The 24156-nt window shown below is 38.0% G+C and carries 18 protein-coding genes and 1 pseudogene; 5 read left to right on the forward strand and 14 right to left on the reverse strand.

Annotated features, from left to right (window positions below):
* Positions 1 to 20: 20 nt before the first annotated feature.
* Positions 21 to 2396, forward strand: coding sequence for an isopeptide-forming domain-containing fimbrial protein (locus EKM66_RS10460; RefSeq protein WP_125764363.1), 2376 nt, complete (start codon positions 21 to 23; stop codon positions 2394 to 2396).
* A gap of 48 nt (positions 2397 to 2444) precedes the next feature.
* On the opposite strand, the gene EKM66_RS10465 is transcribed toward EKM66_RS10460, so the two are convergent.
* From EKM66_RS10465 to trpS, 6 genes are all read right to left on the reverse strand, one after another.
* Positions 2445 to 3716: a peptidoglycan-binding protein gene (locus EKM66_RS10465; RefSeq protein WP_125764365.1), complete on the reverse strand. Its 1272-nt coding sequence runs from the start codon at positions 3714 to 3716 to the stop codon at positions 2445 to 2447.
* Between the two features lie 224 nt (positions 3717 to 3940).
* Positions 3941 to 6142 (reverse strand): Tex family protein, encoded by a 2202-nt coding sequence (locus tag EKM66_RS10470; RefSeq protein WP_125764367.1) that lies wholly within the window; start codon positions 6140 to 6142, stop codon positions 3941 to 3943.
* Between the two features lie 353 nt (positions 6143 to 6495).
* Positions 6496 to 7218, reverse strand: coding sequence for a DUF4811 domain-containing protein (locus EKM66_RS10475; protein WP_125764369.1), 723 nt, complete (start codon positions 7216 to 7218; stop codon positions 6496 to 6498).
* Positions 7218 to 8735, reverse strand: coding sequence for an MDR family MFS transporter (locus EKM66_RS10480; protein WP_225426597.1), 1518 nt, complete (start codon positions 8733 to 8735; stop codon positions 7218 to 7220). The genes EKM66_RS10475 and EKM66_RS10480 overlap by 1 nt, the downstream gene beginning before the upstream one ends.
* Before the next feature lie 10 nt (positions 8736 to 8745).
* Positions 8746 to 9189: a MarR family winged helix-turn-helix transcriptional regulator gene (locus EKM66_RS10485; RefSeq protein ID WP_125764371.1), complete on the reverse strand. Its 444-nt coding sequence runs from the start codon at positions 9187 to 9189 to the stop codon at positions 8746 to 8748.
* 389 nt (positions 9190 to 9578) lie between these two features.
* Positions 9579 to 10604: a tryptophan--tRNA ligase gene (gene trpS / locus EKM66_RS10490; protein WP_125764373.1), complete on the reverse strand. Its 1026-nt coding sequence runs from the start codon at positions 10602 to 10604 to the stop codon at positions 9579 to 9581.
* 415 nt (positions 10605 to 11019) lie between these two features.
* Here trpS and helD point away from each other — a divergent pair, with 415 nt between their 5' ends.
* Positions 11020 to 13284: an RNA polymerase recycling motor HelD gene (gene helD / locus EKM66_RS10495; RefSeq protein ID WP_125764375.1), complete on the forward strand. Its 2265-nt coding sequence runs from the start codon at positions 11020 to 11022 to the stop codon at positions 13282 to 13284.
* On the opposite strand, the gene EKM66_RS12620 is transcribed toward helD, so the two are convergent.
* Positions 13285 to 13500: a hypothetical protein gene (locus EKM66_RS12620; protein ID WP_164505127.1), complete on the reverse strand. Its 216-nt coding sequence runs from the start codon at positions 13498 to 13500 to the stop codon at positions 13285 to 13287.
* Positions 13501 to 14016: 516 nt separating this feature from the next.
* On the opposite strand from EKM66_RS12620, the gene EKM66_RS10500 reads away from it, so the two are divergent.
* Positions 14017 to 15444 carry a carboxylesterase family protein gene (locus tag EKM66_RS10500; protein ID WP_125764377.1) on the forward strand — a complete coding sequence of 476 codons (1428 nt, stop codon included), beginning with the start codon at positions 14017 to 14019 and terminating at the stop codon, positions 15442 to 15444.
* Positions 15445 to 15521: 77 nt separating this feature from the next.
* A complete protein-coding gene (locus EKM66_RS10505) occupies positions 15522 to 16688 on the forward strand; it encodes an MFS transporter (RefSeq protein WP_125764379.1) in 1167 nt (388 codons plus the stop codon).
* A 156-nt stretch (positions 16689 to 16844) separates the two neighbouring features.
* Here the strand turns inward: EKM66_RS10505 and EKM66_RS10510 are convergent, their stop codons facing one another.
* The gene (locus EKM66_RS10510) at positions 16845 to 17510 is read right to left on the reverse strand and encodes a CPBP family glutamic-type intramembrane protease (protein ID WP_125764381.1); all 666 of its coding nucleotides are present in this window, start codon (positions 17508 to 17510) and stop codon (positions 16845 to 16847) included.
* A 110-nt stretch (positions 17511 to 17620) separates the two neighbouring features.
* On the opposite strand from EKM66_RS10510, the gene EKM66_RS10515 reads away from it, so the two are divergent.
* Entirely contained in the window at positions 17621 to 18688 is a 1068-nt protein-coding gene (locus tag EKM66_RS10515; RefSeq protein ID WP_125764383.1) for an acyltransferase, read from the forward strand.
* Between the two features lie 38 nt (positions 18689 to 18726).
* On the opposite strand, the pseudogene EKM66_RS12935 reads toward EKM66_RS10515, so the two are convergent.
* The 6 genes and pseudogenes from EKM66_RS12935 to EKM66_RS10540 form a co-directional block, all read right to left on the reverse strand.
* Positions 18727 to 18813 (reverse strand): annotated as a pseudogene (locus EKM66_RS12935) (LPXTG cell wall anchor domain-containing protein); the annotation flags it as partial.
* A 177-nt stretch (positions 18814 to 18990) separates the two neighbouring features.
* A complete protein-coding gene (locus EKM66_RS12625; RefSeq protein ID WP_164505128.1) occupies positions 18991 to 20880 on the reverse strand; it encodes a collagen-binding domain-containing protein in 1890 nt (629 codons plus the stop codon).
* Between the two features lie 152 nt (positions 20881 to 21032).
* The gene (locus EKM66_RS12630; RefSeq protein ID WP_164505129.1) at positions 21033 to 21206 is read right to left on the reverse strand and encodes a hypothetical protein; all 174 of its coding nucleotides are present in this window, start codon (positions 21204 to 21206) and stop codon (positions 21033 to 21035) included.
* Positions 21191 to 21376, reverse strand: a complete 186-nt coding sequence (locus tag EKM66_RS10530; RefSeq protein ID WP_125764384.1) for a hypothetical protein — start codon at positions 21374 to 21376, stop codon at positions 21191 to 21193. The genes EKM66_RS12630 and EKM66_RS10530 overlap by 16 nt, the downstream gene beginning before the upstream one ends.
* 1 nt (position 21377) lies before the next feature.
* Complete coding sequence (locus EKM66_RS10535; RefSeq protein WP_125764386.1) at positions 21378 to 21872, reverse strand: hypothetical protein; 495 nt, start codon at positions 21870 to 21872, stop codon at positions 21378 to 21380.
* Positions 21873 to 22024: 152 nt separating this feature from the next.
* Positions 22025 to 23983 (reverse strand): GTP-binding protein, encoded by a 1959-nt coding sequence (locus EKM66_RS10540; protein ID WP_125764388.1) that lies wholly within the window; start codon positions 23981 to 23983, stop codon positions 22025 to 22027.
* Positions 23984 to 24156 lie beyond the last annotated feature (173 nt).

The following is a 24156-nucleotide window of genomic DNA, read 5'->3' on the forward strand; positions in this document are numbered from 1 at the left end:
TTCTTTTGAAGGAGTACCCTATGCTCAACAAGAAGATCCGTAAGATTTTATTGATTTTAAACTTTTTAATTGCAATTATAATGTTCGCTGGTATTTATAGTACGGTTAAAGCCAATGAGTTCGATGATGGGATTACCTGGTCTACTAATAATACTAATCAACGTCCCAATGAGGTTGGTAACATTCCTATTGGGAATAACTTATCCTTAGGCTATGCATTGGGACTGGCACAAGACGCAAACGGAAATGTCACAACTGGAGGCGATTGGGATGTTGGTAAACCTTCAACTGGAGATGGAGGATCTAATACACGTTTCTCTAAAATCAATGTTTTCCTAAAGAATGGAACAAAGTATATCCCTTCCACATATCAAGCTGGATATCACTCAACTGGTGGTCCAGGTGAGACTGTATCGCCTACATCACCGGACTTCATGATTGTTCCAAACAAAGATACAAACAACATTAATGTTAAGAACTATTCACTATTATTAAATATGAACAACAAGGGATACTCAACAGGAACTGACTCTAATAATCATCCCGCATACAGAGTTTTCGGTAATCTAATCCAAAAGAATTCCTCTACTGAACAAGATCCTTTACGCGTTGAAGTAGTTCTAAGACCATCCCCCAGTGGCTTACCAGTTATACAACGAGAATTGTATTTAAAAAATAATAATTCTCATGCACAATCATACGGTGTTCTATTCGCTGAAGACACAAAGTTAAGTGCAAACGATCGAATTCCACTTTACGATTTGGGACATGGAGAAGGATTCTACATGTCGGATAATGATTATCAGTTAGTTGTGAGCAATACCCTAAAAGATGGATTCACAAGTTATACTGGTCAATCATTCGGATCTAATTGGGTATCACGTTTCAGCCCCGATAACTTCTCTGGTCAAGGTGATGAGCGATTCGGTTACAACTACGGAGATCCATTGTATAACATGCAAGATTCTTCTTATACATTAAAATGGCCTTATGACACCATTCAGCCTGGAGAAATCAAACACTATTCTTCAGCAATCGGTGTTATCAAACAAACATATGCCATGCTTGAAACAAAAAAGAATTTCGAAAACGAAACAAGTACCGACGGTAAAAACCGTGTTGGTGATAAATTAAGATTCAATCTAAAAATGTCAAATAATGGTTACGGATCGAAATGGAATTACAAATCATTATCTGACAAACTACCAGCCGGATTACAACTAGATCCAAATTCCGTAAAAATGGAAACTCCAACATCTGGCCTGGTCAATGTAGATTCAACCTACGAGAATTCAACTTTAACTGTTCCAACAAATTACACAATAACTGATGGTAAAGATGTCATAGTCACATTTGAAGCAACTATCACGCCTGATGCCACAAGTTCAACAATAACCAACACTGGTTCATTTACCGGTATAGATATGAACATCCCTAACGCCACTGACAAAACCTACACTGCTTCAGTCGACATTCCGGTGGAAAAATCTAATTTTGATTATACATTTACCAAGCAAGTCAGAAACATTACCAAAGGTGAAACAACTTATAGTAATAAAACCAATGCGGATATCGGTGACGAGGTTGAATATCTTATCAAATTTGCAGTCAGTGGAAATAGCTCCAACTATCTGACAGATGGGGCTTTTATCCATGAAACTCTACCCACAGGTATCGATGGAAAAGTTGGCGAACCCATATATACAATCTACACTGATCCAAATTCTAATGGACAAACTTCATTCACAGCAACTAATCCACGTCACTTTGATGCTTGGATTGATAAAATTTTGCCAGGTCAAAATCTGACCATCAAGTTTCCCGCTACGGTTAATAGTGCTGCTAGTAACCCAACTTCCAATATTGCTACTATGACCGGTGGAGCAACAAGCTCTGGGACGGAAATAAACGATATCTCCACTAACAATGCGGATCTATCAGTCAAAACTTCCTCAGATGGTTTTGAAAAAGTTCCGCAAGCGATAGAGTTTGGTCAGACAAATTTTGCTGGGAAAATTCAAACACTTACTAATATCGCTACTATCGGTGAATTAAAAACCAAACGTAATGACAGCAATAAATATTCGGTCTCAGTTGCCTACGACAATGACAATCCCGATACGCAAATGCACAATAGCAATGGCGACACGTTAACGCCGACGGCCGATGGATTGATGTTCCTAAAAGTTCGCAATAATCCTTCAACCAACGATGGTATATGGACACGGATAACATCTGATGGAATATCAATAAGTCCCAACAGCTTCACTAACGATGAGGATCTGACAAGTTACATCGGTGCTGGTTCTTGGAAATTAAATCTCAATTCCGATACCAAACCTGGAAAATATACTGGAACGTTAACATGGACCATGTCAGATGTTATGACGTCCTAATCAAAAAGCTGCAGTCTCGTTTAAATGAGATTGCAGCTTTTTCAAATTTTAGTAAAAAATACGTTTCACACCAACGATTAATCCTTTATTACTATAGATAGAAGAGTTACCAACATAGGGACCATATGAATCGACCATGTCATTAGCGTCAGTCAAAATACCGACATGCCAAACAACTCCTGTCGCTGGATCGGCGAAGAAAATCAAATCGCCTCTTTGACGATCACCAAAACTAACTTGGTGAATTCTTGAGTCAGCCCATAGCAATCTACTGTTCCATTCATTACCCGGCTGGGCGTGTTGAATAGATGAAACTGGCTCTGGATTGATTCCCGATGCGTACATTGCTTGAACTACTAATCCAGAACAATCAACACCATACGCAGGTGAACTTGATGCCCCAGAAATCCAAGGTAGACCAACGTATTTTTCTGCCTGATCAATCATTGCATTAACGTGGTCAGTTCTACTACTATTGGTATTTGTTTGTAATGGAGACACATATGAATCAATCCCATACCATTGCGAACTAGAGAATCCCATAGCTTCCCAAGTTTGTAGATCGACAATACCAGTGACTGGTAATCCATGACGAGACTGGAAACTTCTGACGTCACTAGCAAGCTCAGCATCATAAATTGTATGATGATTTGAAAGTCCAAAATAACCTCTGACCAGCCAGACTTTCACACCTTCAACACCACTATAGAGGTCATAACCAACATTTCCCACTGGTTGAATTTGACTGTTAGAAATCTGTAGCCAACCGCTGGGATTCTGATAATAATCGGCGGTTGTGGCGTCATCACTATTGATCCAAACATCATCGGCAATTTGATAAAATTTCAATCCGCCAAATTCGTCGATACGATTGTATTTCCAAACTGAACCAGCAGTTAAATCAACATCATCAATAGCTTCAAAATCACTATAGGCTCTCTTGTATTTCTTTGCCCCATCACTTTTAACACGAATAATCCCACTAGTGGATTTGCCGTAATTCAACGAAACATCACTGGCCTTCACATATTCAGACGTGCTAACACGATAGTATCTCTGATCATTAAACGTTAATTCCTTATCAGTTAACCAAAGTGTGTCAGCTGCCAACGCGCGATTCTTAACTTGTTGACCATCTTTTTTGTACAACGATGTCACACCATGAGTCTTCACAACTCCAACTTTAATTGAAGTTGTAGTTGCCTGAGAAGTTTCCGCAGATACAATTGATGGTCCAATACCTGTTGCAACCGGCTGGGTGCTGATCAATACCGCTGCCAATAGTCCACTATATAAAAAGATTCCATATTTATTCTTCATATTAATTACTTCCAAATAACTGTCGCTAACGACTATTAATCCTCAAAATAATTGGAACTCTTTGTTCTCATTTTCAGACTATGTTTTACTCTGATTGATTTGGTTTGTCGAAAGTATTTGTCTGGTTATTCGGGACGAGATGTATAGCTTGGTTATAGAAAGAAATAGAGCCACTATCCACTTTATCGTTCAGGTGGACAGTGACTCTATTATTTTGACTAAATTTAATTATTAACCTTATTTCCAAGCATCGTTAGTTGAATACGATTACGAGTCTCATCGACACTAAGTACCCAAACAGTCACAATGTCGCCAATTGTTACTACCGTACTTGGATCACTAACATATCGATCGGCCAACTGTGAAATATGGACCAATCCGTCTTGTTTAACTCCAATATCAACAAATACACCAAAATCAATCACGTTTCTAACCGTACCCTGAAGTTCCATCCCTGGCTTAAGATCAGCCATAGTTAAGACATCTTGTCGGAGCAATGGTGCCGGCATATTATCACGAAGATCTCGTCCTGGTTTACTCAATCCCTCAATAATATCAGTTAGAGTTTCCTCTCCAATATTCAGCTTTTGAGTCCACTCACGCTTATCCAACTTAACCAACTTTTGATGAAGTTCAGCAGTACCAATTGATTCAGTGGACATTTCAATTCCCTTGAATAATTTCCGTGTAGCTGCATAGCTTTCCGGATGAATATCAGTATTATCCAGTGGGTCATTTCCAGAAATAATCCTTAAGAATCCAACCGATTGTTGATAAGCCTTGGGACCCAATCGAGGAACCTGCTTTAAGGATTCACGATTATCGAAGGAACCTTGTTCATTTCGAAACTTTACGATATTTTTTGCGGTAGTTGAGGTCAACCCAGAAATATGAGTCAACAATTCTGGACTTGCTGTATTAACGTTAACGCCTACTTGATTCACAGCTGTTTCTACAACCCGGTCCAATTGTTCATCTAGGTCTTTTTCAGGAACATCATGTTGATATTGCCCCACACCAATTGCCTTAGGATCAACCTTTATCAATTCAGCCAGCGGATCCTGCAATCGGCGACCAATACTAATTGCTGAACGTTCCTCAACATGAAGATTGCCAAACTCTGCACGAGCATTGGCACTGGCTGAATACACTGAAGCGCCTGCTTCATTAACAATCACATAATAAACCGGACGTTTTAGAGTTTTTAAAATTCCACTGACAAACTCTTCTGATTCTCGACTAGCAGTTCCATTCCCAATAGCAATCATTTCAACTTGATAATCTTCAAGTAACTTCTTAAATTCTGTACTAGCCGCAGCCTGTTTTTCTTTATTTGCCGGTTTGTGAGGATAGATTACTTGTTTAGTTAAGAACTGTCCATTAGCGTCGATAATTGCTAATTTACAGCCTGTTCGATAAGCTGGATCAAATCCCATAACAACTTTGCCTTTCAATGGTGACGCCATTAAAAGATGATATAAGTTATTTCCAAAAACTTTAATTGCATGTTCATTCGCTTGGTCAGATAACTTACGACGAATTTCCCTTGCAATAGCTGGTCCCATAAATCGTTTGTACGCATCCGCAAAGCCTATCTTAACTTTTTCTACAGCTGGGCCTTGATGGTTACCAATTATTCGAGAATATCCAAAATTCAAAACTCTATCAGTATCGACAGAGATACCGACAGTCAATATTTTTTCACGTTCTCCACGGTTAATAGCTAATACTCGATATGGAGGAATTTGTTTCAATGATTGCTGAAAATCATAATATGTCTCGTAAGTTTGTCCCTCATCCTTTTCTTTAGCACCACGTTTCACCTTGCTAGTCAATTCACCATTTTGGTAAGTATACCCTCTTATCCACTCACGAAAACTAGCTTTTTCACTGAATCTTTCGGCTAGAATTTCATTAACTCCAGCCCAAACCGACTCTAAATCTGGTAAATTTTTACCAGCATTAATAAAAGAACTGGCTTTGTTATTCAAACCATTCGATGGAAAACTTAATAACCAATTTGCTAAGGGCTCTAATCCAGCTTCTCGAGCAATACTAGCTTTGGTCTGCTTCTTTTGTTTATATGGAAGATACAAATCTTCAACTTTTTGTAATACCGTCGCTTCTTCAAGTTGTTTCTTTAATGTAGGTGTCAACTTGCCCTGTTCTTGAATCAAGTTAATGACGTCATTACGACGTTGGTTTAACTTCATCAATCGACGTGCTTCATCTTCAATATCACGAATAGCAACTTCATCTAAAGTACCGGTGCGTTCCTTACGATAACGAGCAATAAACGGCACGGTATTACCCTCATCTAATAATTCTAGAACTGCTTTTATCTGTTGGACTTTATACTTACTCATTTGTTTATGAACTGATTGAGTTAAATCAACCAAGCTATCTTCTGACTTACTTACTACCATGTGGACCTCCAATTTTAATCAAGCTGCTTATTTATTGTTGGGCAAAAACGTCAAGTATCATTTTGTACTTAACATAGCATCAAAGGAAGACTTAGAATTAAATTCCAAGTCTTCCTTTGAAATAACGTCACCAATTATATCACGGTATCGCTACAAACTTTTAATATGAACATTAAAAAAGAATCGTAAGGTGATTCTCCCAAAATGGGGAGATCCTACGATCCTCTTCTTAAACGAGCTACGAAGCACAGATTCCTGCGCCTACTACGGACAATAAATGCGCCACTACGTGGCACCTTTATTATCCTAGGTAGTGCTCAGAATCTCCCGTGCTTCTCCGCTCTCTGATATTTTTACTTAGTAACTTCTTCCACAATCTTAGCCATTGCTTGTGCTTTAAACTCTTTTTGAGCTTGTTGCATAACTTGCTTTTGTTGTGCTGAGGTCATGGTTGGATTAGCCATCATTGCTTTTGTGACTGCAGCTTTGACATAAGCCTCACCTTCGGACCCCATTTGAGCTTGAACTTTTTTACTCTTCATTTCTTTACTCAACTTAGTAGCTTGAGTTGTACTCAAGACAATCCAATCATCCCCAATGTGGAATGTATTAGATTGTTTGATGAACTCCTTGTTATTTCCAGAAATACTGAATAAGAATGAATAGAAACCATTCTTGTATTCCCAGCGAGTAGTCTTAGAAGTTAAAGTATTTGAACTTGAACCCTTCTTGACTTTGTTTGTAACATGAAGTTTTGCCTTAGTGTGATCAGGATTCTTAGCTTTGGCAGTTTCTGGTGTGCGATAAATATACACATTTTCCTTACCGCTAGTACCTAATTCTTTATAAAGCAAAATATTGTTACCCTTTTGAACAGTTTGAATCTGTTCAGTCTTTTCAGAAGTTACCTTCTTCATACCAAAATGACCATATTCATTTGATACTAATAAGACGATACTTCCAATAAATATAACTATGAAGATTCCAGCTAATGTATAGCCGACTTTTTTGTTCTGAATAAAAACTGCGAAGTAATAAGATAATACGGCACAAATAAGAATTGAAATAATAACCATTATTTGTCACCTGCCATTTCACTCATTTTTTCAATATCGACTTCTTTAGACTTAGTGTCATTTCTAACCATAAATGTAATAGCCAAAGCAATCACACAGAATAGAATAGCAACACCAAAGGCTGCATGATACCCACTCAAAGTAGCATTAAAGAAGTGATCAGCGTATTTAAGTGGATCTGAAGCTAATAAACCTTTGCCAGGCTTGTCAGTATTTGTAACGTTAGTCAAGACACTGACCAAGATAGCTGTACCCATTGAACTGAACACCTGACGAACAGTGTTATTAACAGCAGTACCATGACTCATCAAGTTAAATGGCAATGCGTTCATACCATCAGTTGTAACAGGCATCAAGACCATCGAAATACCGAACATACGAACCATGTATAATACAACGATATCTAAAATTGGTGTTGTTTTAGTTAAGAATAAGAATGGAATTGTACCAGCAGTAAGTAAGAACATACCCATACGAGCTAGATCCTTAGGTCCGAATCTATCAAAGGCACGTCCTGTGATAGGACTCATAACACCAATCAAAATAGCACCAGGTAGAAGTGTCAATCCAGAATGGAACGCACTCATACCCTTAACAATCTGTAGATATAATGGCAAGATCATTTCAACACCGACCATGGCCATGTTAGTTACAGATGATAAAGCTGCAGCAACTGCGAACTTCTTAACTTTAAAGACACGTAATTCCAAGAACGGTGTCTTCATCTTAAGTTGACGGTAACCGAACAAGATAATGACGATAACACCACCAATAATAGTACTTAGAACAATTGGTGAACCCCAACCATTGTCACCAACAGATGAGAATCCATATAGAACTGAACCAAACCCAACAGTTGAAAGGATTAGGGATAGAACATCAAGCTTAGTTCTCTTTGTTTGAATAACTGGTCTCATATAGACAAAGGCCAAAATCAATACGATCACAACGATAGGAATGATCATTCCGAACAAATCACGCCATGTGAAGTTATCGATGATCCAACCAGACAATGTAGGTCCGATGGCTGGAGCAAGTCCGATAACCAATCCACCCAATCCCATGGCAGTACCACGCTGATTAGCTGGGAATATTGAAAGCATAATAACTTGCATCAGTGGCATTGTAATACCAACACCAACCGCTTGGATCAAACGACCTGCAAGAATAGTTCCAAAGTTTGGAGCTGTAAAACACATAATTGTTCCGACTAAGAATGTAGACATCGCAACAATATACAGAATCTTGTTACTGAAGTTAGTGCTTAACCAAGCAGTAACTGGAATCATAATACCGTTAACCATCAAGAATCCAGTAGTCAACCACTGAACATCAGATGTTGTAACGTTGAATTCCTTCATCAAAGTTGGAAATGCGGTAGTTAAAATAGTACCGTTCAAAACAGTACAGAATGTACCGACAAGTAAAACCATAACTAACAAATTACGGTTGAATGGCTTGCCGTTGACATCTAAGTGTGCACCACCATTTGTCATAATAATATTTCCTTCTTTCATTTTTTCGTATCTATTTATTAATATCGGGAATTTTGACCTTATCGAGATTGGCATAAACTTTTGCGAGAATGATCTTCAATTGCTCTTGTTCATCCTCAGTGATTCCAGAATAAATGGCCTTGTTAGAATCTCTAAATGCCGCTCTAAGTTTATTACCAAACTCTTTTCCTGTTTCAGTAGCTTGGACAATTTTTCTACGTCGATTGCTTTCGTCAACTTCTCGAGTTACAAATCCCTGTTGTTCCAGCTTTTTCATTGATCGGGCAACAATTGCTCCATCGAATAAAGTAGCTTCACTAATCTTTTCTTGATTATATCCAGGGTGTTTCGTAACAATCATCATTATTATGCAATCGGCAGGATTGAAATCGGTTCCTTTCAAAAAAGCTGATATAATCCGCTTGCGTTGCATCATAAATCTAACCGCAAAGCCTATCAAATCGTAGTCGTCCATTGTTCACCTCATAAAATTAAAAATATATTTCTAAATAGCAACAAAAAATATGCTATACCCAACTGTTGACAAAATCAAGAGTTAGATACCATATATTTTGATGAAACTGTTTCCATATTTGCAAGTACAAAAAAAGATGGTGATATTTTGCTATCACCATCTTTTAAGTATGTTTTATTTAAATGAATTATGGAAGCCAGAACTCTGTGCTCACTTAGGATCTCCCGGCAATTTCACTTTCTAAACGAGCTGCAGAAGCCAGATTCCTGCGCTTACTACGAATAATAAATGCACCACTACGTGGCACCTTCATTATCCTAGGTAATGCTCAGAATCTCCCGGCAATTTTACTTCCTAAACGAGCTGCAGAAGCCAGATTCCTGCGCTCTCTACTTTAAATCGTCAAAATAATTAACACCAATGGCGGCTCTAACTTCGGCTAATGTTTGGTTAGCAACTTCGTTAGCACGGTCACTACCGTCTTTTAGAATTTGGTAAACTCCAGGAATATCCTTTTCGTACTCAGCACGGCGTGCACGAATTGGTTCTAGTACTCCTTGTAATACATCATTCAAGTAACGTTTAACTTTGACGTCACCTAGTCCACCGGCTTGATATTGTTCCTTCAATTCAGCGACTTTGGCTTTGTCATCTGCGAAGGCATCTAGATATGTAAATACTGTATTGCCTTCAATTTTACCGGGATCTTCAACGTGAACGTGATCAGGGTCTGTATACATTGACATGATCTTCTTAGTTACCACATCAGCTGGATCTGACAAGTAGATACAGTTACCGATTGACTTACTCATCTTAGCATTGCCATCAGTACCAGGAAGACGTCCTTGTCCCTTAGGTGGGAAGACACCTTCTGGCTCAACTAATGTATCTGTGTTGTAGATACTATTGAATGAACGAACAATTTCACGTGTTTGTTCAAGCATTGGTTCCTGATCATCACCAACGGGAACTGTATCAGCCTTGAAAGCAGTAATATCAGCTGCTTGACTAACTGGATATGTTAAGAATCCAGCAGGGATACTTTGACCGAAACCTTTTTGTTGGATCTCTGACTTAACGGTTGGGTTTCTTTCCAAACGAGAAACATTAACAATATCCAAGTAATACATAGTCAATTCGTTCAATGCTGAAATTTGTGATTGAACCAAAATATTTGTCTTAGCTGGATCAATTCCAACAGATAAATAGTCCAAAGCAACTTGAATCAAGCTGTTACGAACTTTTTCAGGATTTCTAGCATTATCAGTGAAGGCTTGCATGTCCGCAATCATGATAAACATGTTATACTTGCCTTCGTTTTGTAATTTGACACGATTCTTCAATGAACCTAAGTAATGTCCGATGTGAAGCTTACCAGTTGGACGATCACCTGTTAAAATTGTATTTGTTTTCATATTGTTTCCTCCATTTAATATCATCAAAACAAAACGAATTACGAAAAACAGTATTCTGCGCCTGCTACAGATAATAACATCAGAGTTACACGCTGAAATCATTATCTTAGGCAGTACTCAAATACTATCGTTTTTCTTCATTCTCTGCATAAAAAAAGCGCCTAAAGATATAAATATATCAATAGGACGCTTGCACGTGGTGCCACCTGTTTTGTAGAATTTCTCTACCACTCATTAGCTGTAAGGTAGCAACCCATACCCAGTTTCCAATCCAAGAGCGATGACTTTTTCAGCCTTGAAGTCATTCTCTGATACAACTTACTTGAATTAGTACTCAAAAATGCTTATGCTTTAATGTACTTTAATTGCTATAAGCATAATTAATAATGACCAAATTGTCAATGAGAGGTAATTTATGACCGTTAACGAAACTAAAGAAGAAGAACAAACTCGAGTTAATGAAATCGCACAAAAGATTGACGATAAGATCAACCGTGCTACAGAAAATCTCGAAAAAGCTCATACCGAAACACATAACATTTACCGTAATTACGGTGAAAATACCAAAGTTAATACCTTTGAAGTCGATGACCAAATGGAAACTAATGCTTCTGTTCAGCAACAGAAACAATTGGTTGCCTTGGCCGTTGAAAATGAAAACATTCTCGAATCAAACAAATTAAAACTAGAAAACCTGCAAGGTTCTCCATACTTCGGACGAATTGATATTGTTGAAGATGGCGAAGAAGACACACTATATATAGGAACATCTACGCTTCAAGACGACGACGGAGAATTCCTGATCTATGACTGGCGTGCCCCTATTTCTGGTATCTATTACAATGGTGTCCTTGGAAAAGTCAGCTATCCTACCCCAACCGGTAAAGCTGAGGTAGATTTAAAAAAGAAACGCCAATTCCAGATCATCCACAACAAGATTCGCAACATGTTCGATACCAACGAAACTGTTGGAGACGAAATTCTGCAATCTGTTCTTAGCGAATACAGCGACGAATATATGAAGAATATTGTCGCAACTATTCAACATGAACAGAACACTATTATTCGCGATACACACTCGGATGTTCTACTGGTTCAAGGTGTTGCCGGAAGTGGTAAGACCTCAGCTATCTTGCAACGTGTAGCCTACCTGCTATACCACAGTCGTTCAACTTTGGATGCCGACAAAATTGTTCTATTCTCACCAAACAGACTATTCAGTAACTATATTTCTGAAGTTCTACCAAGTTTGGGTGAAAGAAACATGCGCCAGGTCACCCTTAATGAATTCATTTCACTACGTCTGACTGGTATTCAAGTTGAAACACTATTCGACCGTTACGAAAAAGACGAGCATAATCTACCTCAGACTACAATTAACATTCGTTTGTTCAAAGAAAGTGCCGAATTCCTTGAAACACTGGAACAAACTGAAAAAGAAAACAAAGAACACACTTTGTACTTCGAAGATATTATCTTCGAAGGTAAACCATTCTTCACCAAAGAAGAAATCTCAGAAATATATGACAAGCAAAATACAGCTTTCAGCATTCCTGACCGCTTCCTCAAGACTAAGAATATCCTAATTAAACGTCTGAAACGTCGCATTCACAATGATCGTGATGAAGACTGGGTTCAAGCGGAAATCGATAATCTAAACGATGAGGACTTCCAACAAATCATTACTGATCACAATATTGAGGAATCAACTAATCAGCGTTCAATTATCGCTGAAGAATTCCTGAAGGAACGTTACGCTCCTATTTACAATGCTCTGATCAATAATTATTTCTTTGATCCATACAAAGAATATGTTTTCTTACTAGATAATATGCGCCAAAATATTGTTTCTGACAGTGTTTGGCAAACAATGATCGAATCAATCGACCAAAGTGTGGAAGCTCATAAACTAGGCTTGAGTGACGCCGTAGCTATTCTTTATTTACGTGATTTCATAACTGACAATGGTATCAATCACAATATCCAACACATCTTCATCGATGAGATTCAAGATTACACAATGGCACAACTGAAGTACATTTCTCACTCTTTCCCGAATGCCAAAATGACACTACTAGGTGACCGTGCACAGGATGTCCTGACAAGTTCATATCGTAATAAGGACGTCATTACCGCCATTTGTGAACTGTACAAAGGTAAGAAAGTCACAACTATTACCTTGAATCAAAGTTATCGTTCCACCGCTGAAATCACTAACTTCGCCAAGTCATTATTACCAAATGCGGATGAAGTTAAGTCGTTCTCGAGAAAAGGCGAAACACCAACCGTTAAGATTTTTGACGATGAAACTGACTACTACATGGGACTAAAACAAACCGCACGTGATTTGACTGATGAATACGAAACGGTGGCTATTTTAACTAGAAACCAGGCACAAGCCGAACAAGTCTATACTCACTTCGGTGATGAATCATTAGTCACCTTGGTTGATGCCGGCTTCCGTTCAGTTCCAAAGGGCATCTTAGTCATGCCAATTTATCTGGCCAAAGGATTAGAATTCGATGCCGTTATTGGACACGATATTTCCGCAGCCAACTATCCTGATTCGAGAAGTCGCGATACGCTATACACAATTTGTACCCGTGCTATGCATAATCTAACATTATGTGTTGAAAAAGAACCATCTCCATTATTGGAGCACACAAAGATAACTAACTAGTTATGAAACCTCTTCTGCAACTAGATAGGTTTCATATAACAGAATACTTGCCAGAGAAGTACAAGTTGCCAAGCCAAAAACTAGTTGCAACTTGCTTCGACGAGTGTAGCCAAGATACGTTAAAATAACTCCCATAATGAAAATTACCATTAGCGGTAATAATACATTGTCCACAAATAGTGAATCGAGCATCATCAGAAACAACAATGTCATCATGGAGCGTGACCTTGAAACCTGTACTATTAAAACTGCTTCGAAGATTTGGAAGAGAAACATAGCTATCGAAATATGTGATAATCCCATAATCATTGCCCTCTATCAAAATTTTAATGCGGCAATGTAAAGGTTCGATTAATTTAATGTAAATTATGTGTAAAGACTTGAAGAGCATTTTTCTTCAAGTCTTTTTTTGTTTTCCGTCTCCAGGAATGAGAATAATCACCCGCTATGCGGACCTACCCGAGCCATAGTTCGGTCTCGGATTTCGGTTTGAAGCCTTGCAAAGTTCGGCAAGTCTCCAAACACGTCCGGTGTTGTAATGGCTAAAGCCATAACAACACTGCCATAGCGGGTGATTATTTTCATTCCTTCCGACTAGTTCGTATTATCTTCACAAAATTAACTTATAAAACAAACCATTAAAATTCTTCTTGACTGTAACGTTACGGTACAGTTTACAATGAACAAATAATGAACTAAAGCGATACAAAAATGCGGAAGAAGGAATTTAACATGTCACATCCTAATAAAAAATTTAATAACGTTCAGGAATGGCTCGGGATACCTTACGGTACTGCTAGCCGATTCCAAAAAGTTCAAATTGTACCATTCGACCCCAACCATGAATATAGTCAAAGTGGGCCAGCATCAGTTCAAGTAACAGATCCTGCTTTTTTAAATTCCGACAAAGGTGAAAGTGAAGACTGCTTGAATCTTAATATCTGGGCTCCAGATAATGTTCAAGAAAAACTACCAGTCGTCGTTTATATCCATGGTGGTGGTTGGACTTATGGTGCTAATTCTCAAGATACATCGGATTTATCTGGCTTAGTTGCTAGCGGTAAAGTTATCGGCGTCTCAATTAATTACCGCCTTGGACCACTTGGTTGGCTTGAATTATCACAATATGGTGGAAAGTTTAAAGATGCCAGTAACTTAGGTTTGCAAGATATGATCGTAGCCTTAAAGTGGATTCAACAATACATCGGATTATTCGGTGGTGACCCTAATCAAGTTACTCTTACAGGTCATAGTGCCGGTTCATTTTCACTACTAACTCTCTTAGCTGTACCTGAAGCTGACGGATTATATAACAAATTAGCAGCATTTTCTGGATATGCTGCACGTTATATCCCAGCCTGGTGGGCCGAAGAATTGGCGGCTAAAACTTTAAAGGAACTGGAATTAACTTCACCAGAAGAGTTATTAACAGTTGATTCCAAATCACTGATCAATGCCGTCAATAAAGTTTTGCCAACTGACGTTTTGAAACGTGGCAATTTAAACACACTTTCAATTGGAATTGTTGATGATGAATTTTTACCAAATGGTATTTTAAAAGCTCACCCTGCTGATGTTATCAAAAGTGGTGAACATAAAGACACCGACTTAATAATAACTTCAACAACAGAAGAAGCCAGCTGGTATGCAGCCAACATTCCGGATAATGTTGATCCCAAAACTATCGAAGCTGTAATTGATGAAATGGTTTATGACTGCCATATTCCACGCAAACAAGCTGAGGCTATCGCCTTACATTGTGGAGCTGGCGAAGATTCACCACTTAACGTCAGAACTCGCTTCTTTACAGATTATAATTTCACCTTACCAGCTATTAGAGAAGCACACGATCATGCTCAAGCTGGTGGGCGTGTCTATCAACTAAGTGTTGGACCAGCCGAGGGGGATCCTGCATACCATGGTACTGATATGTACGGTATTGTAGGTCAAGCTGCACCCAATGCTAGTCAAGAACAGCTCGACCGTGATAGCTTTATTAGTCAAACATTAATTAACTTTGCTACTGATCAGCATGAAAAATTATGGTCGCCAGTGAAGGCAGATCAATTAGTCATCAAAGACATCGGTCAGAGACCTTATAACGGAGTTGAACATGCCAAAACCGTGCTACAACTATTTAAAGGTATCGCTCGTCCATAATTAGTATTTACAAAAGGGGTGTTTATAACCACCCTTTTTATTTGCCCAAAATAGATTTCAAAGGGGAAAAATAAGTTTTGACAAAGAAATTTTCGTTTTTTTCAAGGGATATTATTTGTGTCATGTTAGCAACTTTCTTTTATCAATTTAGCATTCAGGCAGTCAACCCACTAATGAATGGATATGCCCGTAATCTAGGAATCCATAGTACTTTTGCCGGCATTATTGTGGGAACTATGAGCATTACTTCAATGTTATTAAGACCATTTGCTGGGAATTTAACCGATCGAATTTCCAAATATCGTTTAGCACTAGTCGGCGGTAGTTTGTGCGCAATTAGTGATTTGGGATACCTTTTTGCTTCCAATGCTTCGTTGCTATTAGCTTTTAGAATCGTCAATGGTGTAGGTTTCGTTTTATGTACCGTTTGCCTAGCAACTTGGATGGCCTTTCTAGTCCCACGGCAACATCTTGGAGCGGCGATGGGATATTACGGATTATTAAATGCCCTTGCAATGGCGATTGCCCCAGCACTAGCCATCAGCATCTATCAACTTCTAGGATACAAATTCATTATATTGTTAGCTGCCTTAAGTGCAGTAGCTATGGTGGTTGTAATACAATTGATCAATAACCGTGCAAAACCATCTGTTAAATTAGAAGCTCAGCACTTTAAGATTATTCAACGAGATGCATTACCGGTAGCAATAATTTTTTCACTATTGTCTATTCCTTACTTTGTTACTCAAGCCGATATTGTCATGTACGTTCAAGAACGCCATTTGAATATTACCGTAAGTCTATTCTTCCTAAGTTACTCACTTATCTTGATTGTTATTCGAATTCTATTAAAAAATTATTTTGATACTATTTCATTTGGTATTTGGTTCTCTATCTGCATAATTGCAACAATTGGTTATATAACACTGTTAACCATAATGCAGAATAACTTTGAAATGATTCTGGCAGCTGGATTAATGGCAGTCGGCTTTGGAATCATGGTTTCTGTTTCCCAATCAACTGCTCTCTTATTAGCCCCCTTGGAAGAGCAAGGACTTGCTAATGCCACTTATTATTTGGGAACCGATATTGGTATGTCACTTGGACCCATCATTGGTGGAATTCTACCAACTATTTTTCCACTCAAATTCTTCTACCCAGTGATGCTACTTATCGTTCCTTTAACAGTAATTCTCTATTTATGTAATAGTCGTAAACTCAATTCAGCAGTACAGTACAACTAAAGCCACATTATTTTCAAAACTACTTTCTTTGAAATAAATTGCTGTTAAGAATATTTAGACCCACAGAATTTAATAATTACTATTCATCTGTAGATCACAAAAACCAAACAAAAAAACCGCCAACAAGGTAAAAACCTCATCAACGGATCATCAAATTCAAATTAAAATCGTACCAACAATAGAACTTACAATGGCAACCAACATCGACATCTTTTCATCTTGAGTATAAAGATATGTCAATGCATAACACCACCCCAGAGCCATCATCATGAAGAATTGCAATAATGAACCTGGCAAACTGATCAAACCACCGATAATACCACTAAAGACGATCCCAATAATGGCATTGCTTGGTGTACTCTTTCTAAAGAAATAATTAAAGAAAAACCCAGTTTGAACCAACTGTTGCTGAATAGTAATAATGAACACATTCGCAATCATATTAAAAGCAAATACTTTTTGGTCAGAACTCATAACATCATCGTTCTTAAACTGTGGCAACTTACCAGTAACTTGTAGATAACTGATCATAATTCTTAGTGCACAAACCAGAATAATCATCAATGTTACTAATCCAATGTTTGAAACTAACGAACTCATAAATCCATTAGGATTATCAGAGAACGAACGTCTTTCACGTAAATATCTTCTCGTCATCAAGAATGTAAAGACAATTCCAACTGCAAAGAATACTACAGCTAAGATCACATTCAAGCCTTTATCTGTTGCGGTTATATTTTTTAAACTTAGTGTAATTACGGCAAAAATAATCCAAATAATGTACCTGACTAAGTCTGTTCCAGGAGATTCTCCTACTCGCATAATTAATATCTTCCAATCAATAATTTTACTTCGTTATTATATCATATACGAATACTTCATTTTTTTCTCTATTTAACTTATTATTAGATAAGTATTCGGAGGGAAATTCAATGAGAAAAAGTAAACGTATCTTTTTTCTAGACTTTATTCGTGTTATCGCAATATTTCTAGTTATCTTCATTCACGTATCAGCTATCGACACTACCCTGAACATTGGCAGTGGTCAATGGCAAATTACCAAAATTCTAAATTATTTTGCACATATCAGTGTGCCGGTCTTCTTCATGATATCGGGTGCACTGCTGTTGAACAGCAAAAAAACCAAATCAATCAGCTACACCTGGAAGCAGCGAGTTCCACGTGTGGTAATTCCATTCGTACTCTGGTCAATAATTTCACCAATTGTTGTCGGTATCTACGCACATTCATTGTCAGCTCATAATGTACTTGCAGCAATGAAAATGATGTTATACCAACCAACATCCCCAACTCTCTGGTTCATGTATCCACTAGTTGGTGTGTACATTTTATCACCAATCATCAAAGAATTTACTGAGAACGCCAGCAAGCAGATGCTATTGTATACTATGGCAATTTGGCTGGTAACGAATTCACTGCTGCCATCGATTGCTGTGATGGTACCCAAGAACTGGACTAACGCATTAACAATCTACCCTGTCGCCAACTTCTTCCTCGTTGGAGGATTTACAGGATACTTTATTCTTGGATATTTACTAACAAAAATTGATATCCACAAGTACAGCAATATCGGTCTATGGATCATGATGCTAGTGTTCGGATTTGCCGGTAATTTTATCTCAGAAATGGTTCCCAAAATCTTCGATGCTTACAATGGCTACTATGTAACTTCAATCTTCATCCCCTTGATGTCAATTCCAGCTTACATTCTGTTACAAAAATGGGGAGAACGTATCAAATCTGAAAAAGTAATTCGTGTCTTTGAATTCCTAGCACCACTTGTATTCGGAATTTACTTAATTCACAATTTGCTGATTCTATACTTGGAACCTTGGTTCATGTCAATTCTTCCATTTGGCGGACTAGCCTCAACCTTTATTCGTTACATTGCCGTAGCAGCACTTTCAACATTAATTATTTGGATCATTAGCTTGATTCCAGGATTGAATTACTTATTAACAGGGACGCACAAAAAATAGGATTCGCAAACTGCGAGTCCTATTTTTTGTATCACATATTAATTTTGTTTGCGTTTATATCCGAACAATCCTAAGAATGACATCAAGGCTAATCCCAAGATACTTAAGATTCCACCATTTGATGCATTTGTTTGAGGAAATGTTCCTTCACTAGTACTTGTTGAAGCTGAATTAGAACTTGAAGCATTTGTGTCATTTGATACTTCATTAACTGGTGCTTCAGTTCCAGGTAATGTAACTGGTGTATCAGGAATTCCATCTCCATCAGTATCTACTTCTGGATAATCTGGAATACCAGGAACTTAACCGGGGATCGTTACAGGTTTGTCGGGTTCACCAGGTTCTTCAACATCTATTCCTGGTTTACCTGGCGTCTCAGTACCTGGGTTGTCAGGTTCTTCGGTATTGCCACCATTGTTATCTTCATCGTCAGGTTCCCAAGGAGTAGCAGGAATTCCTGGTTCTCCAGGCTTCTCCCAATTACCTTCTTCACCAGGTTCCTCTGGGTCTGGATCTGGAGTACCTTCCCATTCACCGGGTTCTTCTGGCTCTCCAGGATCAACTCCTAAATCAGGCTCAACTTCAATTGGAAGAGGCTTAATAGTTTGAAACTCCTCTTCAGGTTTTTCTCCCTCTTCTTTGTCATCCTTGTCTTCTTCTTCCTCTTCGCCCTCTTTGTCTTCCTCTTCTTCTTCTTGAGTAGCGTTATCTTGGAGATCCCATCTATGAGACTCACCCTTGATATTAACCTTATCAGCAACAATATTACCATCTAGGTTATGGTGAACCGTTACGTCAGCCTTGGGTGCAAGAACACTACCTTGGAATGTGTTGTTGAAGTCAATGTTTCCATCAAACAATTTATCTGAAGCCGTACTATCATAGAAATTCCACAATAAGTGATTATCACCAAAGTATTCAGTCTCATGGTTATTTCTGTCATTACCATCATCGTAAATGACTTTTATTTGTGAACCAACAGTATATTGTTGGTTGTTTGATTGATTTAGTGGAAGATTGCTTCCTTGAGTATCAACATTGAGAATTACGGTTGGGCCTTCGGGAAGACTTGCTAATCCTCTAATAGTCAATGGCGTACTTTGTTGCAAAACATCAGGTGATAGATAAATAACAATCTGATTATCCTTGTCAGGTGTCATATCCATCAAATCGATAACACGATTATTATTGTCTTCAAACTGACTATTAGTAATTAATGCTTTTTTGCCTGACTCAAACGTACTTGGTTCTCTTGTAGCCAACTCTTGTGATTTTGGTTCAAGATAATTATTAAACATGTCAGCAAAGTCAATATATACCGGTTGACCTGCTTTGTCCTGGAAAGTCTCTTTAGCCTTCAAATGATCGATGTATACTTGCTCATCATTATCACCAAAAGTTACCAATGGTCTATCTGGATTAGATACATCGATTGCTATTCCATTACCAAAAACAATTTTGTTTTGACGATTGCTTCCACCCGATACGAATGAACTTCCAGCAATTTTTGAAATTTTTTGAATATATGAAACATCATAATCAACAAGCTCTTCTTTAATATTAGTACCAAAGTTCACTTGTCCATCAAGCAAACCAGTAGCAACATTACCATTTGTATGAGTACTCAAATGTGCTTCGTTGGCAAAAATATGGAAGTATGCAGCATAGCCTAATTCATTATCTTCTGGATGTAGATTAAATCCAGTTTTGTCACTCTCACTATAATTCTTAATATCATTGGCAAACGTACCGCCATAATTCACAGCATCGTTATTATCTCTAGTTGCTGATTGTGGATTAATATTCGAATCAACCGGTGCAGCACTTCTAGATTGAATTGGTGCACCAGTAGCCACCTTTTGAGCTCCTGCTGATTGTTGATCATCAGTTGAGCCCTTTTGATTATCTGATTGCGATGAATCCTCATTACCATTCAAATTTGAACCAGATTCTGAACTATGTTCATCAGTATTATTTTGACTAGGATCAGCAGGTTGATCAACGTTACCAACATTCCCTGCTGGTTGTTCTCCGGTCTTTTCAACCGGTGTTTCTGATTGGCTAGCTGTTACTGCTCCTGTTGTATCATTTTCAGCAGCATTAACATTACTCGAAACAATCATGAATGAAAGTACAGCTGCACTTGTTGCAACGCAAGATAAAGCCCATTTCATTCCCTTTTTACTATTCATGGAAATGTCCCCCTAGAGCATTAATACGTCGACTTCGCATTGGCATATTAGTGTAAAATATAAATTTTTCTTTAACATTTTCATTATCACGCTGATATTTTTTCGTGTCAATTTGATATTAAAAAAACACCACAACTGGTAGTTGTGGTGTCTCATTTAATTTTACAAAGCTCTTCATATGTTATTTTTCCATTAGATTCTTTGATTGCTTTGATATATTTAGCATTCATCTGACGGTGTTCTTCTGTTTCTTTTGGAATGACACCATTCATTTGCCGATTTTGTTCAGCAATTACTTCATCCAATAGTATCATTTTTTCGTCCATTGTCTACTTCTCTCATTAAATTCCTCAACGGTTAAATTACCATTCACCAATTTGACTGCTTTAATGAATTTATTATCCAATTGCCTGCTTTCTTCACCCATTGTTGGAATATTACCATTTAATAATCGATTATGTTCTTCTACAAGATCGTCTATATTATCTATTTTCAATTTATTCACCAGTATTCATATATTTACTTATCAAAAGAGAGCTTGCATTAGAGTCTAAAAACATATTCCCACTCGGAGTATACTTTGCCCCTAATTTATTTACATAATAATTTTTCAATTTTGTTTTTGGAATAAATAGTACATAGCCGTCACTACCACAACCAAAGCTGGCCTTACAAGCAATCGCAAAAAGATGCCCACCGACTCCATTTAATCCATTTCCTGTACCGACATTATACGGGGCTGATTCAACTAAATCAATCTTTAAGAAATCATCATCTTCATGGAATGCTACCAAACCCTCAATGGCTAACGAATTTTTAAGATGTAATTTAATAATAGTATTTTTATCATCTACCAGATCCCAATTAAATCTCCATCCCTGATTCAATAATTTTTTGGACAACCTAGGTGTCATTTCAATTTTTTCATACTCAGTTCGAAATACTTCACCTGTTATCGAATCTTCCAGACACTCAGTCAATTCATCAATCAAAATATCAATTTCAAATTTATTGTTAATAATTTTATCCTCATATTCTCCACAAAAATGTATAATTCAAAAATTATAAACAACAAATATATAATGATTACCTATTTAACGTAAAATTTGTGTAAAAAAAGCACCACAACCAGTAGTTGTTATGCTTATTTAATCTCATCTAATTGGTCCTGTGAATAAACATATGGAAAATGTGCCATCTCCGGAACTTCATCCCAATGCACTGGATAACCAGCACCATGTGCGCAGAAAACTGAACCTGGAGTATTGTCCAAATCTGATACTGGGTCATAATCAAACTCAGCAATTACCTCTTCTGCATTATGACAAGGCCGATATCCATCTACCAAACATTCGAATTGTCCTTGGCCATGCGTATAGGCATTAACTTCTTGTGCATAATCCTGCATCTCTGATACTGGAGCAGTCCCTGTTAAAACTGTCATTTCATTCGCACTACCAGCTTCAGGTGTATCAAAACTACCGCTCATCCTTTGAATATCATTCATGGCACGACCAACTTGATCCGTTCCAACCTCTAATCGGAACCTATACCAAGGCTCCAATAACTGACAAGCCCCGACTTGTTTCAATTCCATTAATCCCTGTCGTACAGCTCTCCAAGTAGCTTCACGGAAATCCCCACCGACTGAGTGGACATTACTGAATCTGCCGCCAACTAAGGTAATACTCATATCTGTCAGTGGAGAACCCGTTAGAACACCCAATTGTTCTTTAGCACCAAGGTTAGTCAACACCTGGTGTTGCCAATTTTTGCTCAAAATTTCTAAGTCACATTGCGTATCAAATGTTAATCCACTGCCCGCAGGTTCAGGCTTCAATAACAAATGTACTTCCGCATAATGACGTAGCGGTTCAAAATGACCGACACCTTCCACAGCCTTAGTCACAGTCTCCTTGTACAAAATACTGCCTTCCCCAAATTCAATATCCAGATTGAATCGATCCAACATTATTTGTTGCAAAATCTCTAACTGCACCTCACCCATGATTTGAACACGTATCTCTTGTAGATGACTTGACCATGAAACATGTAGTTGTGGGTCTTCGTCCTCTAATTGGCGCAATGCTGTCAAACAAGTGTGTACATCATTGCCCAAAACATCTAAAGCATAATTCAAAACAGGTTGGATTTCGAGAGCTCCACTATCCCTTTCCTTCCCAAGTCCCTGGCCAGGAAAGGTATCAGTTAATCCAGGAATAGCACAAACTCCACCAGCTGGAATCTCTTGGGTAGTTGTGTACTTACTACCGTTATAGATACGTAATTGATTGGCCTTTTGCTCACCAAAAACAATTGATTTATTAGGCAACACTCCACCGGTAACCCGAATCCAAGTCAATCGTTCACCTTTTTCATCATGTGAGACCTTAAAGACTTTTGCACCAAAATCCTGTTGATAAGTTCTTTCAGTCGACCATTGATCAATTCCAGCCAAAAAGTTATCCACACCATCCTGCTTCAATGCCGAACCAAAGTAACATGGGAAAACTTGCCGATGAGCAATCATATCGCGAATGACATCATCCTCAACACTACCTGAATCCAAGAATTGCTCCAAGACATTATCATCTTGCATAGCGATTTCTTCATAAGACTCTTCACCCATTTCGGTACCAAATCTGATACATCCCTTAGAAAAGACATCCTGTAACTGACTGAGAACCAGTTGCTCATCAGCACCGTTAGCATCCATCTTATTCACAAAGATAAATACAGGAACATGATAATGTTGCAACAATCTCCACAATGTTCTGGTATAACCTTGAATACCGTCAGTAGCAGAAATTACCAAAATAGCATAGTCCAATACACTAAGCACTTGCTCAGTTTGTGCAGCAAAATCCACGTGTCCCGGAGTATCTAAAAGTGTCAATTCAGTGTTGCCGTAATGTAGACTAGCTTGATGGGAGAATATCGTAATACCACGCTGCTTCTCCAATTTATCTGGGTCGAGGAAAGCATCGCCGTTATCCACACGTCCCAACTTACGCAGTTCACCAGACTGGAACAATAACGATTCTGAAAGTGTCGTTTTGCCAGCGTCAACGTGAGCCACTATCCCTGCTACTATGTGTTTCATTGTTGTTTCCTCCATAAATTTTAATAATTCGTGAATTGTAAAATTAATCCGAACACCTAATCAAAAAAAAATACCCATAGTAAATGTTTTACAATGGTAGTGACTAAACAGACCATGAAAGAAGACATTTACTATGAGCATATCTACTTTAACACAGTATCACCGTGGTGCCA

It is taken from the genome of Companilactobacillus hulinensis (assembly GCF_003946555.1).
Taxonomy (GTDB): Bacteria; Bacillota; Bacilli; order Lactobacillales; family Lactobacillaceae; genus Companilactobacillus; species Companilactobacillus hulinensis.

Coding starts and splice junctions, on each gene's coding strand:
- EKM66_RS10460 (WP_125764363.1), top strand. CDS start 21: ATGCTCAACAAGAAGATCCGTAAGATTTTATTGATTTTAAACTTTTTA.
- EKM66_RS10465 (WP_125764365.1), bottom strand. CDS start 3,716: ATGAAGAATAAATATGGAATCTTTTTATATAGTGGACTATTGGCAGCG.
- EKM66_RS10470 (WP_125764367.1), bottom strand. CDS start 6,142: ATGGTAGTAAGTAAGTCAGAAGATAGCTTGGTTGATTTAACTCAATCA.
- EKM66_RS10475 (WP_125764369.1), bottom strand. CDS start 7,218: ATGGTTATTATTTCAATTCTTATTTGTGCCGTATTATCTTATTACTTC.
- EKM66_RS10480 (WP_225426597.1), bottom strand. CDS start 8,735: ATGAAAGAAGGAAATATTATTATGACAAATGGTGGTGCACACTTAGAT.
- EKM66_RS10485 (WP_125764371.1), bottom strand. CDS start 9,189: ATGGACGACTACGATTTGATAGGCTTTGCGGTTAGATTTATGATGCAA.
- trpS (WP_125764373.1), bottom strand. CDS start 10,604: ATGAAAACAAATACAATTTTAACAGGTGATCGTCCAACTGGTAAGCTT.
- helD (WP_125764375.1), top strand. CDS start 11,020: ATGACCGTTAACGAAACTAAAGAAGAAGAACAAACTCGAGTTAATGAA.
- EKM66_RS12620 (WP_164505127.1), bottom strand. CDS start 13,500: ATGATGACATTGTTGTTTCTGATGATGCTCGATTCACTATTTGTGGAC.
- EKM66_RS10500 (WP_125764377.1), top strand. CDS start 14,017: ATGTCACATCCTAATAAAAAATTTAATAACGTTCAGGAATGGCTCGGG.
- EKM66_RS10510 (WP_125764381.1), bottom strand. CDS start 17,510: ATGCGAGTAGGAGAATCTCCTGGAACAGACTTAGTCAGGTACATTATT.
- EKM66_RS10515 (WP_125764383.1), top strand. CDS start 17,621: ATGAGAAAAAGTAAACGTATCTTTTTTCTAGACTTTATTCGTGTTATC.
- EKM66_RS12625 (WP_164505128.1), bottom strand. CDS start 20,880: ATGAATAGTAAAAAGGGAATGAAATGGGCTTTATCTTGCGTTGCAACA.
- EKM66_RS12630 (WP_164505129.1), bottom strand. CDS start 21,206: ATGGACGAAAAAATGATACTATTGGATGAAGTAATTGCTGAACAAAAT.
- EKM66_RS10540 (WP_125764388.1), bottom strand. CDS start 23,983: ATGAAACACATAGTAGCAGGGATAGTGGCTCACGTTGACGCTGGCAAA.